Here is a 14,046-nt window from a genome sequence, read left to right as displayed (position 1 = left end):
TCGCCGACGAACCGACCAGCGCCCTCGACGTGACGGTGCAGCAGACGATCCTCGACCAGATCGGGGCTTGCACGCGAGGCCGATCGCGATCAGCGCGCGCTGCCGCATGCCGCCGGAGAACTCGTGCGGATACTGCTTCGCCCGCCGCTCCGGGTCGGGGAGACCAGCCGCGGTGAGCGCCTCGACGACCTTCGCCTGCACGTTCTGCCGGTTCGCGAGACCGTGCGCGAGCAGCGTCTCGGCCACCTGCGTGCCGATCTTCGCGACCGGGTTCAGGTTCGACATCGGGTCCTGAGGCACCAGGCCGATGTCGCGTCCGCGGATCTTGCGCAGCTCGTGCTCCGGTGCGTGTCCGATCTCCTTGCCGTCGAGTCGGATCGTGCCGCTGGCGATGCGCCCTCCGCCGGCGAGCAGGCCGATGATGGCCATCGCCGTCGTCGACTTGCCCGACCCCGACTCCCCCACGATCGCGACGGTCTCACCCGCCGCGATGTCGAGATCGACGCCCTCGACGGCGTGCACGACGCCGTCCATGGTCGAGAAGTCGACGGCCAGTCCCTCGACGGTGAGCAGCGGCTGTCTCTGGTTCAGATCGTTCATCGTGCCCTCGTCCTCGGGTCCATGGCCTCACGCAGGGCCTCGCCGAACAGGGTGAAGCCGAGCGCGGTGATCGCGATGCAGATGCCGGGGAAGAACGCCAGCCACGGTGCGATCGCCAGTTCGTCCTGCGCGTAGGTGAGCATGCGGCCCCACTCCGCCGTCTCGGGGCGTCCGCCGCCGAGTCCGAGGAACGAGAGCGCTGCCGCGTCGATGACGGCGGTGGCGAGCGTCAGGGTGCCCTGCACGATCACCGGCCCGATCGCGTTCGGCAGCACGTGCGACATGGTGATCCGACCGCGGCCGAGTCCGAGCGTCTGCGCCGAGAGGACGTAGTCGCTCGATCGCTGCTGGAGCATCGACGCCCGCAGCAGACGGGCGAAGATCGGCACGTTCGCCGCACCGATCGCGATCATCACGGCGAACGGCGTCTGCCCGAGGATCGCGGCGATCGAGACCGCGAGCAGCAGGTTCGGCACCGACAGGATGATGTCGACGAAGCGCATGATGAGCGTGTCGACCCACCCGCCGAACGTGCCGGCCAGGAGACCGAGCAGCATGCCGCCGGCGAGACCCATCACGGTGGAGATGACGCCGACGAGCAGCGACGCCTGGGCGCCCCAGATGAGCTTGGAGAGCACGTCTCCGCCGAAGCGGTCGAGCCCGAGCGGGAACTGCGCCAGCTCCCCCGGTCCGGGGATGTGCGTCGGCGTGATGAACTTCGCACCGGGCAGGGCCGTCTCCGGGTACGGAGCGAGGATGGGCGCGAGGGCGGCGACCAGCAGGAACAGCAGGACGATGCCGGCGCCGATCCAGGCGGTCGGATTGCGGCGGATGCGGCGGAACACGTCGCGCCAGAAGCCGCCGGGTCCGTCCTTGAGGTCCGCCTGGGCGATCGCGACGGTGTCTATGATCTCGCCGCCCTGGGCGGGTGGGAGTGCGACGCTCATGACGTCACCTCATTTCGGATGCTGAGCCGGGCCATCACTGCACCCGCACTCTCGGATCGATGAAGCTGTACGACACATCGACCGCGAGGTTGATGAGCGCGTACGCGATCGCGATGAAGATGATGAACCCCTGGAGGACGGGGAAGTCCCTGGTGAAGATCGCCCTCGCGAGGAACGATCCGATGCCGGGGAAGGCGAACACCGTCTCGGTGAGCACCGCGCCGGAGATCAGCAGACCGGTCTGCAGGCCGATCGTCGTGATCACCGGGAGCATGGCGTTGCGCAGGATGAACCGGTTGCGCAGCGTCGAGGATCCGACGCCCTTCGCGCGACCCGTGCGCACGTAGTCCGCGTTCTGCACCTCAAGGACACTCGCCCTGGTGATGCGCACGATGATCGCGAGCGGGATGGTGCCGAGGGCGAGGGCGGGCAGCACGAGATGCAGGATCGCATCCCAGGCGGCGTCGAACTCCCCCGTTATGAGGCCGTCCCACACGTAGAAGCCCGTGGGATGTGTCGCGTCGATCCGCGGGTTCTGACGCCCGTCCGAGGGGAGCCAGCCCAGCTGCACCGCGAAGACGTACTTCAGGATGAAGGCCAGGAAGAACACCGGGATGGTGATGCCGACGAGGCTCAGAACGACCGAGGCGTGGTCGCTCAGCTTGCCGTGGCGGCGGGCCGCCCAGTAGCCGAGCGGGACGCCGACGCCCACCGCGAAGATGAGCGCCATCACGCTGAGCTCGATGGTCGCGGGGAAGCGACGGAAGAACTCCTCGACGACCGGTCGGTTCGTCTGGATGGAGGTGCCGAAGTCTCCCTGCAGGAGACGGCCGACCCAGACGAAGTACTGCTCGATGAGCGGTCGGTTGAAGCCGTACAGCTCGTTGACTCTGGCGATGGCCTCCGGTGTCGCCTTCTCACCGAGAAGAGCGACGGCGGGGCCGCCGGGAAGGGCCCTGACCCAGGCGAACAGCAGGATGCTGAGGCCGATCAGGGTGGGGATGAGGAACAGCAGTCGCCTGCCGATGGTGCGCAGCACGAAGATCTCCTATCACCCGGTCGTTGAGCGAGCGAAGCGAGACGAAACGCAGCTTCCGCAGGTCTCTGCTGCTGCGTTTCGTCTCGTCGCTTCGCTCCTCGCTCAACGACCGGTTGTCGGCGTCAGCCCGTTACTTGGTGAGGACGATGTCCGTGAAGACCTCGTCGTTCACCGGGCTGGCCGGGTAGCTCTTCACGCGGGGGTCGAACGCCAGGGTCGGCGCCGGGTGCGCGAGCGGGACACCGGGGATGAACTGCGCGACATCCTCGTTGATCTGCTCGTAGAGCTTGCTCTGCTCCTCGAGGTTGGAGACGCCGCGGGCGTCCGCCAGCTTCTGGAACAGCTCGGGGTTGTCGAAGCCCCACTCGGAGCTCTTCTGTCCGAAGAAGACGCCGACGAAGTTGTCGGTGTCGTTGTAGTCGCCGGTCCAGCCGAGCAGGTGGATGCCGTGGTCGGACGTGCCGGTGGTGCGGTCGAGGTACTCGACCCATTCCTCGGACACCGGGGTGGTCTCGACGCCGACCTCCTTGAGCTGCGTGGACAGCACCGTGAAGATCTGCTCGGGGTCCGGCATGTACGGACGCGAGACGTTGACCGGGTAGTTGAAGGTCAGCTTGAGGGGGTTGGCCTCGGTGTAGCCGGCCTCGGCGAGCAGCGACTTCGCCTTCTCGGGGTCGAAGTCGTAGGTCGTGACGTCGGGGTTGTAGCCGTTGACGACCTCGGGGACGAACTCGATGGCCTTCTTGGTGCCCTCGGGGAGCACCTGGCTGATCAGCGCATCCTTGTCGATCGCGTAGGAGAGCGCCTCGCGGACCTTCGGGTTCTGCAGCTCGGGAACCGCCTGGTTGAACGCCAGGTAGAGGATGGTGAACGGCGGACGGGCGACCATGGTGAAGCCGTCGTCGGAGAGCGCCTTCGTATCAGCGGGGCCGACGAGGTCGTAACCGTCGATCGAGCCGGACTCGAGCGCCTGGCGGCGTGCGGTCGGGTCGTCGATCGTGCGGAAGATGATCTCGTCGATCTGGCCCTTGTCACCCCAGTAGCCGTCGTACGACTTGAGCGTGACCTGCTCGCCCGGAGCCCACTCCTCGAACTGGTAGGGACCGGTGCCCACGGGGTGGCCCATGGCGTACTCGGAGAGCACGGGGGCCTCGGCGGATCCCGACACCTCGTCTGCGCCGAACTCCTTCAGCGCCGAGGGGCTCTGCATCGCGAACGCAGGCAGGGACAGCGAGGCGACGAAGCCGGCGAACGGCTTGTTCAGCTCGATCGTGACCTTGTCGTCGCCGTCGGGCGTGCAGGACTTGTAGACGGCGTCAGCCGCGGTGGAGGCGTAGCCGTGGAACAGCTTGTTGTAGTAGTAGCCGAAGGCCTCGGACGCTGCCAGGCCCGTCCAGTTGTACCAGCGGTCGAAGTTGACGCAGACGGCCTCGGCGTTGAACGGGGTGCCGTCCTGGAAGGTGACGTCCTTCTTGAGCGTGAACGTGTGGGACATGCCGTCGTCGGACGACTCCCACGACTCCGCGAGCAGCGGAGCCGGGTCTGCGGTGCCGGGCTTGGTGCCGACGAGACCCTCGAAGATCTGACGCGAGACGCGGAAGCTCTCGCCGTCCTGGGCGAAGGCGGGGTCGAGGCTCGCCGGGTCGGAGGAGGCGGCGAAGACGAACGTGCCGTCGACGTCGCCGGAGGCGGTGTCGCCCTTGTCTCCGCGCTCGCTGGCGACACAACCCGCCAGGACGAGAGCGGCGAGAGCGGCTCCGGTGACGGCGATGAGACCCCGCCGTCGTGTGACTGTGTGGTGCATGGTGTGACCTTCCCTGTTGGGGCGCTTCGTTGCGCGACCCGGGAGCCTCTTCGCCCCCGGACACGGTGATCCCTCGACGCTACCCAGCGAATCCATAGATGCCAAATGCTTGCAGGTTGCGATCCGGTATCGGACTCACGGGTGCCGGGGCGATCCGGTAGCGTCGGAGACGTGCCCGACACCTCTCCCCTCGCCGTCTGCGTCGGCGAGGGTCTGATCTCGCTCGTACCGGTCGCGGCGGCCCCGCTCGAGGACTGCAAAACCTTCCGCAGATCACTCGCCGGCGCCGAGTGGAACACCGCGATCGCCCTCGCCTCGGCGGGCATCCGCACCGCCGTCGTGTCGCGCGTCGGAGACGACGGCTTCGGTCGCTTCCTGCGCAGCGAGCTGCGCGACCACGGCGTCGACGACTCGGCGGTCGAGGTCGATCCCGACGCCCCGACCGGTCTCTACGTGAAGGAGCTGTCCCCGCTGCCCGACGGCTCGATCGACGGCACCATGCACTACTACCGGAAGGGCTCTGCGGCATCCGCCCTCTCCCCCGGCACCCTCGCGTCTCCGGCAGCATCCGCTCTGCTCGATCAGGCCGCGCTCGTACACACCTCGGGCATCACGCCCGCCCTCTCGGCGAGCGCCCGTGCCGCGCAGGACGCACTGTTCGACGCCCCACGGGGCGAGCGTCTGGTGAGCTTCGACGTGAACTGGCGCCCTGCGCTGTGGCGCGGGCGGGAAGACGAGGGAAAGGCCCTGATCGCCGCCTACGCGCGACGTTCCGACGTGCTGTTCTGCACCCGGCCGGATGCGGAGGCCGTGTTCGGCACCTCCGACCCTGACCGCCTCCGCGAGCTGTTCCCCGAACCCCGATATCTGCTGGCGACGCACTCCCGCGGAGCCGAGGCCTTCGACGGATCGGAGCGCACGCACAGCGACGCCCTCGACGTCGCCGTCGTGGAGACGATCGGCGCCGGCGACGCCTTCGCGGCCGGTTTCCTGGCCGGCATCCTCACGGGCCTGTCACTCAGCGGCAGTCTCTCCCGCGCGCACCGCATCGCCACGCGCGCCCTGGCGAGCACGCGCGACCACGTCGACTGAGGACGCGGCCGCCTCAGCGCCCTCGGCGGGTCGCGGCGTCGTGCGTCAGCTGGAGCGGGATCACGACGGGCAGTCCGCGATGCTGCACGACCCTGACGAACAGGATGTCGACGAGCACGAGCTGTGCGATGCGGCTGGACATCGCCGCCATCCGGAAGGGCGACTCCTGCGCGTGGGTGAGCAGCACCACGTCGGCGGCGAGGGCGAGCGTCGACTCCTCGACGCTCGTGACGGCGACCGTGAGCGCGCCGGCATCCCTGGCGACCTCCACCGCGCGCACCACCTCAGCGGTCTCCCCGCCGTGCGAGAACGCGATCGCGACGTCGTCGGATGTGCGAAGCGACGCCGTGGTGAGTGCCAGATGCGGATCGGCGGAGTGCGCCACCGAGCAGCCGATCCGCGCGAGCTTCTGCTGCAGATCCTGCGCGGTGAGCGACGAGGCCGCCTGCCCGTAGACGTCGATGTGGCGAGCCGCCACGACCGCGCGCGCGACCCTGTCGAGCGCCTCGGCATCGACGCCCAGCGCCGTCTTCTCGATCGCGTCGATCTCCTGCGCGGCGATCTTCGCGCCGATCGCCGTGGGCCCGTCCTCCGGGTCGATCGCCGTCGTGTCGAGGCCGAAGCGCGCCTGCTGGGCCTGCGCGAGGGTGATCGTGCGCGCGGCGGCGACCCGCAGCTCGCGATAGCCGCTGAAGCCCAGCGACTGCGCGAAGCGGGCGACCGTGGAGACCGAGGTGCGGCACAGCTTCGCGAGGTCGTTGATCGCGAGGTCGACGACGAGCGTCGGGTCGCCCAGGATCGTGTCGGCGACCCTCGCTTCGGCGGCGCTCAACCGAGGAAGGGATCGCCGAACCAGTGCGAGAACGTCAGCGTCCACGGTGGCCTCCGCGCTCAGCCTACGCGGCCGAGCAGCGTCTCCCTGGCGATCAGAGCCCCGATGCGACTCGCGGCTCCCACCTCGACGGTGGGCAGTGCCAGCGGGCGCTCGGCGGCCAGTCCGACGTTGACGGCGACGGCGGCCGTATCGCGCTGCGCTGCGCGCTCCACGAGGGCCCGCTGCGCCGGATCGGCGTCGGGGCGGTCGACGAGGATCACCGTGGTGCCCTCGGCGGCGACCGCCGCGTCCAGCGCGGCATCCTGCTCCTCGACGCCGGTGCTCGCCACGTCGAGCCGCACCCGGTGGCCGTCGCCGGCCAGCGCTGCGGCGACATAGCCCGCAGCGCTGTCGACGGCGAGCGACGAGCGGCGGCGCGCATCGACGACGGAGAGAGCGGATGCCGGTGCGACGCCCGCGTCGGCGACGGCCCTGCGGACCACCTCGGCCGCGTCGAAGTCGGCGACCTGTACGGCATCCGCCTCCCGCAGTCTCGCGGCGAGCGCGGCGACGCGACCCGCGGCCTCACGGACCCGCTCCTCCGACAGCGAGCCGTCGCGGAGAGCGGCGACGATGCCGTCGCGCGCCGCGAGGAAGTCGCGGAGATCCTGGTCGGGAAGCGCGGCCTCGCCCGGGTTGGTCGGGTTTCCGATGCACAGCAGGTCGGCTCCGGCGGCCAGCGCCTCGGCTGCTCCCCCGCCGATGCCGACGGTCTCGCGGATCGCGGCCATGTCGAGCGCATCGGTGATGATCACGCCCTCGAAGCCCATGTCGCGCAGCATCCCCAGGACCCGCGGATTCAGGGTCGCCGGCCGCTCGCCCCATGCGGGGACGACGATGTGCGCGGTCATGATCGTGTCGACGCCGGCGGCGATTGCGGCGCGGAACGGCTCGAGGTGCACGCGCTCGAACTCCTCGACCGGCAGGGCGATCTCGGGAAGCGAATGATGCGAGTCGAGGTGGGTGTCCCCATGACCGGGGAAGTGCTTGACGCAGGCCGCGACCGCTCCGTTCTGGATGCCGCGCACCTCCGCCACCGTGTGCCGGGAGACGAGCTGCTCGTCGCTGCCGAAGGAGCGGACGCCGATCACGGGGTTGCGCGGGTCGGTGTTCACGTCGGCGACCGGTCCGAGGACGACGTTGCCGCCGATCGCACGCACGCGTCGTGCGAGCTCGGCGCCGGTGGCCTCGGTCGCCGCGACGTCGTCGAGGCGTCCGAGCTGAGCCGCCCCCGGGAGGGTGGAGCCCGTGGCCGTCTCGAGGCGGGTGACGCTGCCGCCCTCCTCGTCGATGCCGATCAGCGCGTCCGGTCGGGCGGCGAGGATCTCCTCGCTGAGGGAGGCGAGATCGTCGCTGATGTTCTGACCGAAGTAGACGACGCCGGCGAGACCATCGCGGAGCTCCTCCAGGAGCCACGCGGGGGCCGTCGTGCCGAAGAAGCCCGGCCAGAGCACGCCGTTGGCGAGGCGGGTGAGGTCGTCGCTCATCCCTTCACCGCTCCCGCCACCATGCCGGCCGAGAGGCGGCGCTGCACGATCACGAAGAAGATCATGACCGGGATGGTGATGATCGTCGACGCGGCCATGATGCTGCCCCAGTCGTTGGAGTGCAGGCCGAAGAACGACTTGAGTCCGATCGACACCGTGTACTGGTCGGTCGCGCTGCCGAGGATCGTCATGGCGAAGATGAACTCGTTCCACGCCGTGATGAAGCTGAAGATGCTCGTCGCGACGAGGCCGGGCATGACCAGCGGCAGCAGGATCGAGCGGAACATCCGCCACCAGCTCGCACCGTCGATGTACGCGGCCTCCTCGAGCTCGACCGGGACCGCGGCGACGAAGCCGCGCAGCATCCAGATGCCGAAGGCGAGCGAGAGCGCCACGTAGACGACCATCAGACCCAGGATGCTGTTGAGCAGCCCGAGGCTCTTGACCTGGAGGAACAGCGGGATGACGAGCGCCTCGAGCGGCACCATCTGCACCACGAGGATCATCATGAGGATGGTGGTGCGGAACTTGAAGCGGAACCGGGCGACGGCGACCGCCGCGAGCAGGCAGACCAGCGCGCTGACGAGGACGGTGACCAGGGCCACGATCGCCGAGTTGCGCAGGTAGGTGCCGAAGCCGCCGTCGGTGAGCACGAACTCGAAGTTCTCGAGGCTGAACTCCTGCGGCAGCAGCGACTGCCCGCCGCTGGACGCCTTGGCGTCGAGGGCGCTGGAGACCATCCAGTACACCGGGAACAGGGTGAAGATCAGGACGGCGGCGATCGCGACGCCGGTGCCGACCCTCGACATGACAGACCGACGGGAGCTCACAGCTCGTCCTCCTTCATGAGAGAGCGGATGTACACGATCGTGATGCCGATCAGCACGAGGGTCAGCAGCACAGCGAGGGCGGCGCCGAACCCGTACTTGTTCTGGCCGAAGGACTCGACGTACGACCACACGCCGAGGTTGAGCACGGAGCGGTTGCCTCCGTTTCCGCCGGGCATCAGATACACCTGAGCGAAGACCTTGAAGTCCCAGATCGTCGACAGGATGATGACGACCGAGAACACGGGCTTGAGCGTCGGGAAGACGATCTGCCAGAACCGGCGCCAGGCGTTCGCACCGTCGAGGGCGGCAGCCTCGAGCATCTCCTTCGAGACGCCGAGGAGTCCGGCCAGCACCGTGATCGCGACGAACGGGAAGCCGTGGTGCACGACGTTGAGGAGGACGATCGCGTAGAACGACCACTGGTTCGTGAACCAGTTGACGGGCTCGTCGATCAGCCCGAGGTCCTGCAGGACTGCGTTGAAGATGCCGCGGTCGGCATCGAAGATGAAGGTCCAGACGTAGGTGCCGGTCACCGCGGGCATCGCCCAGGCGACCATGATGCAGCTGGAGACGATGGTGCGCCACACCGGGCCGAGCTTCGCGAGCAGCAGGGCGACGAGCGTGCCGACGGCGACGGTGACGAACACCGCGACGGCGGCGAAGCCGACCGTGTTCGGCAGCACGACGGTCCACAGCTGCGGGTCGCTGAGCGCCTTCGCGTAGTTCTCGATGCCGATCCAGTTCTGCTCGCCGGTGTTGATCTCGCGCAGACCGTAGTCCTGCAGCGAGAAGAGGAACACCTGCACGAGGGGCCACAGCATGAGCACCGCGAGGATGATCAGGCCGGGAGCGAGAAGAAGCCACGGGCGGGCCTTCACCAGGGAGAACCCGCGCGGCCTGCCGGCCACGGAGGCGGAGGAGGACTCCGCCTTCGTGGCCGGCAGCGGTGCTTGCACCATCGACATGGAGGGAGACTTTCCTACTGGTTGAGGAGCTCGGTCATCTCAGCGGCGGCATCCTTCGTCGCCGTGGCGACGTCCTTCTGCCCGCTGAGGATGGCCTGGATCATCGAGTTGGTGGTCTTCTTCGCCTGCACGGCGCCGAAGTTCGGGGTGACGGGCACGGAGGCGCCGCCCTCGACCATCTGCTGCGCGAACGGGGCGACCAGCGGGTCGGTCGAGGCGAGGGCCTCTTCCATCGCCGACTGCACGCCGGGGAAGTAGCCGGTCTCCTGCGACCACTGCTCGGCGAACTTGCCGGTGGTCATGAGCTGGACGAACTTCCAGGCGAGGTCGGCGTTCTTGGTCGTGTTGAAGATCGACAGGTGCGAGCCGCCCAGCACGGAGGGGGCGATGCCGCCGTCCTTGCCAGGGATGACCGCGGCGCCGATCTTGCCGTCGAGCTCGGGGTTGGCCTCGATGAGGGCCTTGGGGGTCCACGAGCCCGAGAGCATCATGGCGACGTTGCCCTGGGTGAAGGCGTCGCGGAGGTCCGTCTCCTTCCAGGTCGTGGCGCCGGCCGACGAGAAGCCGTGCTTCGTCGCGAGGTCGGTGTAGAACTCGATGCCCTCCTGGGACTTCTTGCTGTCGAGCTCGCTGGTCCACGTCTTGCCGTCGAGGGTCGCGACCTCTCCGCCCGCGCCCCAGACCCAGGGGTAGACCTGGAACTCGGCGTCACCCGGAACCGGGAAGGGCAGCATGTCGGGCTTGGCGGCCTTGATGGCCTCGCCGGCGGCGACGATGTCGTCCCAGTTCTTCGGAGCGTCGAGACCGAGCTCCTCGAAGACGTCGGTGCGGTACACGAGCGAGCGGACGCCGGCGTACCACGGCATGCCGTAGAGCTCGCCGTCGTAGGTGCCCGCGACCTTGAGGCCCTCGACGAGGTCCTTGTCGAGGCCCTTCTCGGCGGCGACGTAGTCGTCGATGGGCAGCAGTGCGCCGGCGTCGGCGAACTCGGCGGTCCAGGTGGTGCCGGTCTCGGCGATGTCGGGGGTCGTCTGTCCCGCGATCGAGGTCACGAAGCGGTCGTGCGCATCCGCCCACTGCACCTCTTCGATCTTGACCGTCGCGCCGGTCTCCTTCTTGAACTCCTTGGAGACGGCGTCGTAGAAGGCGGTCGAGTCGGGGTTGGTGCCCTTCATGATCCAGACGGTGAGCTCCTTGCCCTTTCCGTCGACGGATCCGCCATCACTGGAGCCGGTTCCTCCACCGCTCGAGCAGGCTGCAAGGCCCAGGGTGGCCACGGCGCCCAGCGCCACAGCCGAGAGAATGCGCTTGTGCATCAGGGATCTCCTCTTTGAAACGTCCTGGCGGCATCGGGTGCTCACCAACTGAGATAAGTATCTACGACTAACTAATTCGCTGCAACTAATTCTCAAGATCGTCATCTCGTTGTGACACAAATTTCCAAAGGTAGGCTCTGCCCATGCGCCGTCCCCACGACAGCACCGATCGCTCGACCGTCGCACGTCACGCACATCTGCCCTCCCCCTCCCGCCTCTCCGTTGGCCTCAAGCTGACGGGCATCGCCCTGAGCGTCGTGCTCGTGTCGGCGATCGCCGTGGCCGGATACCTCGTCGCCGACTTCGCGAACCGCATCGGCGATGGCGCCGTCGTCCTCGAGGGCGCACCCACGGTCGCGCCACCCGCTCTCGGCCCCTATCCGGCGGACAAGTCGTTCGACATCCTCGTCGTCGGCACGGACGAATGCGGGGAGATCTCGAAGCAGTACCTCGCCGAGCGCTGCGAGAAGGTCGACGACGGCATCCGCAACGACGTGAACCTCCTCGTGCACGTCTCCGCCGAGCCGCGGAACGTCACGGTCGTATCCTTCCCGCGCGACCTCATGGTCAAGGTGCCGTCGTGCACGAGAGAAGACGGCTCCACTGCGCCCTCCTCCCCCAGGGTCGCCTTCAACAGCCTGTTCGACCGCGCCGGCGTCTCCTGCATCGTGAAGACCGTCTCCGAGCTCAGCGGCATCCCCATCGGGTTCGCCGCCAAGATCAGCTTCGACGGCGTGATCGAGATCACCGACGCGATCGGCGGCGTCGAGGTCTGCGTCGCGGGCAAGGGCATCCGCGATTCGCAGGCCGGCATCAACCTGCCGCCGGGCACCCACACGGTGTCGGGCCCGGACGCTCTCGCGTTCATCCGCACCAGGCACGGCGTCGGCGACGAGAGCGACCTCGCCCGCATCTCGAACCAGCAGCAGTACATGTCGCGTCTGGCGAAGAAGATCCTCAGCGCCGAGACGCTCACCGATCCGGCGAAGGTGCTGCGCCTGGCGACCACCGTCGCCGACAACATCGTCCCCAGCGAATCGCTCAACAACGCGCTCACGCTGACGCAGCTCGGCCTCGCCCTGAAGGACGTGCCGTTCTCGGACTTCGTGTTCGTGCAGTTCCCCAACGGAGCAGACCCGGCGGACAGCGACAAGGTCGTCCCCGACGAAGCCGCCGCCGAGCATCTCTGGCAGGCGCTGATCGCGGGTCAGCCGATCGCCCTCTCCGGCGACGTGGCGACGAACTCCGGCGTCGAGCTGGTCACCCCGGCGCCCACCGCGCCTCCGGTCGAGACCGCGACGCCCACCGAGACTCCCGAGGTGCGCACGACGCTGCCCCCGGAGATCTCCGGACAGTCCGTGGATCAGGAGACCTGCTCCAACGGCAGGCAGTCGAAGTGACCGCAAGGGCTCGGAGCACGACCGCGTAGTCTCGGAGCACGACGGCGTAGTCTCGGAGCATGGGCAGGACGCGCGCACGAGACACCGAGCATCCGCAGGCCCGACTCGACCAGGGAGGCCTCGCCCGCATCGTGCCCTCGGAGTTCACGAGCGGGTTCGAGCTGATCGTCGACGACACCCCGCAGTCGCACGTCGATCTCGACGACCCGACGCATCTGCACTTCGAGTACATCGTGCGCATGGGCGCCGTGATCGACCAGCTGCCCCCTGGCCCGCTGACGGCCGTGCACCTGGGTGCGGGCGCCATGACGATCCCTCGCTACGTCGAGGCCACGCGGCCCGGATCCCGTCAGCAGGTCATCGAGCTCGAGGGTCCGCTCGCGGCACTCGTGCGCGAACACCTGCCGCTGCCCCGGGGCGCGGCGATCCGCGTGCGCATCGGCGACGCGAGGGCGGGCGTGCAGAAGCTGCCACCGGCGCTCACGGGCGCCTGCGACCTCGTCGTCTCCGACGTCTACTCCGGAGCGCAGACTCCCGCGCACCTCACGAGCGTCGAGTTCTACCGGGAGCTGCGCGAGCTGCTGGCGCCATCCGGCGTGCTGCTCGTGAATGTGGCCGACGGCCCAGGGCTCGCTTTCGCCCGACGCCAGGCCGCGACGGTCGCGGAGGTGCTCCCAGAGATCGGCATCCTCGCCGACACCCAGGTGCTCAAGGGCCGCCGCTTCGGCAACCTCGTGATCGCGGCATCCGCCACCCCGCTGCCCACCGAGTGGCTGCCGAGGATGCTCGCGGCGGGTCCGCATCCCGCGAAGATCGCCCAGGGTGCGGAGGTCGCCTCGTTCATCCAGGGTGCGCGAGTGGTGACGGACGCGGATGCCGTGGCATCCCCTCGCCCCGACGCCTCCCTCTTCCTGCGCTGACCCGCCGCCTTCGCTCGCGCGCGCCGCTCTGCCGGGCTGAGGGGTCACACCATGTCCCTTCGAGGGCTCTGCATCCGACGATTCTCGGCTCCTCAGCCCGGGCGGAGCACGACCTGCGGAATCGGATGCCGAGGAGCGGGGCGCGCCGCCCCCGCGACCACGGCGAGGCGATGCAGACTGGAACGCGGGACGCTGCGGAAGGAGAGCAATGAGTTTCATCCGGGGATACGACCAGGACACCCTCCGCGAGCTGGTCGATCTCGATGAGTGCGAGACGAGGCTCGCCGAGATCGAGTATCAGCGCAGCCTTCCGGCTCTGCTGGAGCGCGTGTGGCTGCTGAAGGTGCTCGGACGCCTCGACGATGCGCTCGCGCTGGCGGACGAGGCCGTGCGCCAGGCCCGCATGGCCGGCACCCGCAAGGACGTTCTGCGCGCCCGCGTGCTGCATGCGACCGTCCTGCAGTTCCGCGGCGCCCACGCGGCGGCCGAACAGGAGCTCGCCACCTGCGCCGACGAGGCCGAAGGACAGCGGTGGCTGTCGATCGCCGCCTTCGCCCACCAGCACCACGGCAAGAACGCGTACGAGGCCGAGGACTACGAGACTGCGCGCGAGAGCTTCAAGAGGTCGCTCTTCCTGCGCCGCGAGGCCGGCGCCGAGGACCGCGAGCTGGAGACGGCGCTGCTCGCCATCGACGCGGCGGAGCGTCGTCGCTCGACGCAGCTCGTGGCGGGCTGAATCCGCCCATTCCCCCTGACGCGGTGCGTCGAGCCG

Annotated in this window: 13 protein-coding genes; 4 read left to right on the top strand and 9 right to left on the bottom strand. The window is 68.8% G+C overall.

The window, feature by feature from the left end; translation table 11 throughout:
* The 4 genes from CQ047_RS13420 to CQ047_RS13405 all read right to left on the bottom strand — a co-directional run.
* Positions 1 to 600, bottom strand: a 600-nt coding sequence (locus CQ047_RS13420; RefSeq protein WP_258132655.1) for an ABC transporter ATP-binding protein, incomplete at its 3' end; no start/stop codon positions are given.
* Entirely contained in the window at positions 597 to 1,547 is a 951-nt protein-coding gene (locus CQ047_RS13415; RefSeq protein WP_105676079.1) for an ABC transporter permease, read from the bottom strand. The genes CQ047_RS13415 and CQ047_RS13420, both read right to left, overlap by 4 nt.
* A gap of 34 nt (positions 1,548 to 1,581) precedes the next feature.
* The gene (locus CQ047_RS13410) at positions 1,582 to 2,586 is read right to left on the bottom strand and encodes an ABC transporter permease (RefSeq protein ID WP_105676077.1); all 1,005 of its coding nucleotides are present in this window, start codon (positions 2,584 to 2,586) and stop codon (positions 1,582 to 1,584) included.
* A gap of 130 nt (positions 2,587 to 2,716) precedes the next feature.
* Entirely contained in the window at positions 2,717 to 4,390 is a 1,674-nt protein-coding gene (locus tag CQ047_RS13405; RefSeq protein ID WP_105676075.1) for an ABC transporter substrate-binding protein, read from the bottom strand.
* A gap of 171 nt (positions 4,391 to 4,561) precedes the next feature.
* Here CQ047_RS13405 and CQ047_RS13400 point away from each other — a divergent pair, with 171 nt between their 5' ends.
* A complete protein-coding gene (locus CQ047_RS13400; RefSeq protein ID WP_105676073.1) occupies positions 4,562 to 5,482 on the top strand; it encodes a sugar kinase in 921 nt (306 codons plus the stop codon).
* 13 nt (positions 5,483 to 5,495) lie between these two features.
* Here the strand turns inward: CQ047_RS13400 and CQ047_RS13395 are convergent, their stop codons facing one another.
* Genes CQ047_RS13395 through CQ047_RS13375 form a run of 5 tightly spaced genes read right to left on the bottom strand, consistent with a single transcriptional unit; the run spans position 5,496 to position 10,954 of the window.
* Positions 5,496 to 6,314, bottom strand: coding sequence for a MurR/RpiR family transcriptional regulator (locus CQ047_RS13395; RefSeq protein ID WP_258132654.1), 819 nt, complete (start codon positions 6,312 to 6,314; stop codon positions 5,496 to 5,498).
* Positions 6,315 to 6,373: 59 nt separating this feature from the next.
* Positions 6,374 to 7,843: a glycoside hydrolase family 3 N-terminal domain-containing protein gene (locus CQ047_RS13390; protein ID WP_105676069.1), complete on the bottom strand. Its 1,470-nt coding sequence runs from the start codon at positions 7,841 to 7,843 to the stop codon at positions 6,374 to 6,376.
* Positions 7,840 to 8,652: a carbohydrate ABC transporter permease gene (locus CQ047_RS13385; RefSeq protein WP_181155938.1), complete on the bottom strand. Its 813-nt coding sequence runs from the start codon at positions 8,650 to 8,652 to the stop codon at positions 7,840 to 7,842. Before CQ047_RS13385 ends, CQ047_RS13390 begins: the two co-directional genes overlap by 4 nt.
* 17 nt (positions 8,653 to 8,669) lie before the next feature.
* Positions 8,670 to 9,638, bottom strand: a complete 969-nt coding sequence (locus CQ047_RS13380) for a carbohydrate ABC transporter permease (RefSeq protein WP_105676065.1) — start codon at positions 9,636 to 9,638, stop codon at positions 8,670 to 8,672.
* 14 nt (positions 9,639 to 9,652) lie between these two features.
* On the bottom strand, positions 9,653 to 10,954 hold the full coding sequence (locus CQ047_RS13375; RefSeq protein WP_105676062.1) for a sugar ABC transporter substrate-binding protein: 1,302 nt from the start codon (positions 10,952 to 10,954) through the stop codon (positions 9,653 to 9,655).
* Between the two features lie 143 nt (positions 10,955 to 11,097).
* Between CQ047_RS13375 and CQ047_RS13370 the strand changes: the two genes are divergently transcribed.
* The 3 genes from CQ047_RS13370 (at position 11,098) to CQ047_RS13360 (ending at position 14,010) form a co-directional block, all read left to right on the top strand.
* Positions 11,098 to 12,354 carry an LCP family protein gene (locus CQ047_RS13370; protein ID WP_105676060.1) on the top strand — a complete coding sequence of 419 codons (1,257 nt, stop codon included), beginning with the start codon at positions 11,098 to 11,100 and terminating at the stop codon, positions 12,352 to 12,354.
* A gap of 59 nt (positions 12,355 to 12,413) precedes the next feature.
* The gene (locus CQ047_RS13365) at positions 12,414 to 13,274 is read left to right on the top strand and encodes a spermidine synthase (protein ID WP_105676058.1); all 861 of its coding nucleotides are present in this window, start codon (positions 12,414 to 12,416) and stop codon (positions 13,272 to 13,274) included.
* A 208-nt stretch (positions 13,275 to 13,482) separates the two neighbouring features.
* On the top strand, positions 13,483 to 14,010 hold the full coding sequence (locus tag CQ047_RS13360; protein WP_105676056.1) for a hypothetical protein: 528 nt from the start codon (positions 13,483 to 13,485) through the stop codon (positions 14,008 to 14,010).
* Positions 14,011 to 14,046: the final 36 nt, after the last annotated feature.

It is taken from the genome of Microbacterium sp. MYb72 (assembly GCF_002979415.1).
Taxonomy (GTDB): Bacteria; Actinomycetota; Actinomycetes; order Actinomycetales; family Microbacteriaceae; genus Microbacterium; species Microbacterium natoriense.
This window is presented reverse-complemented; position numbering and strand designations above follow the sequence as displayed.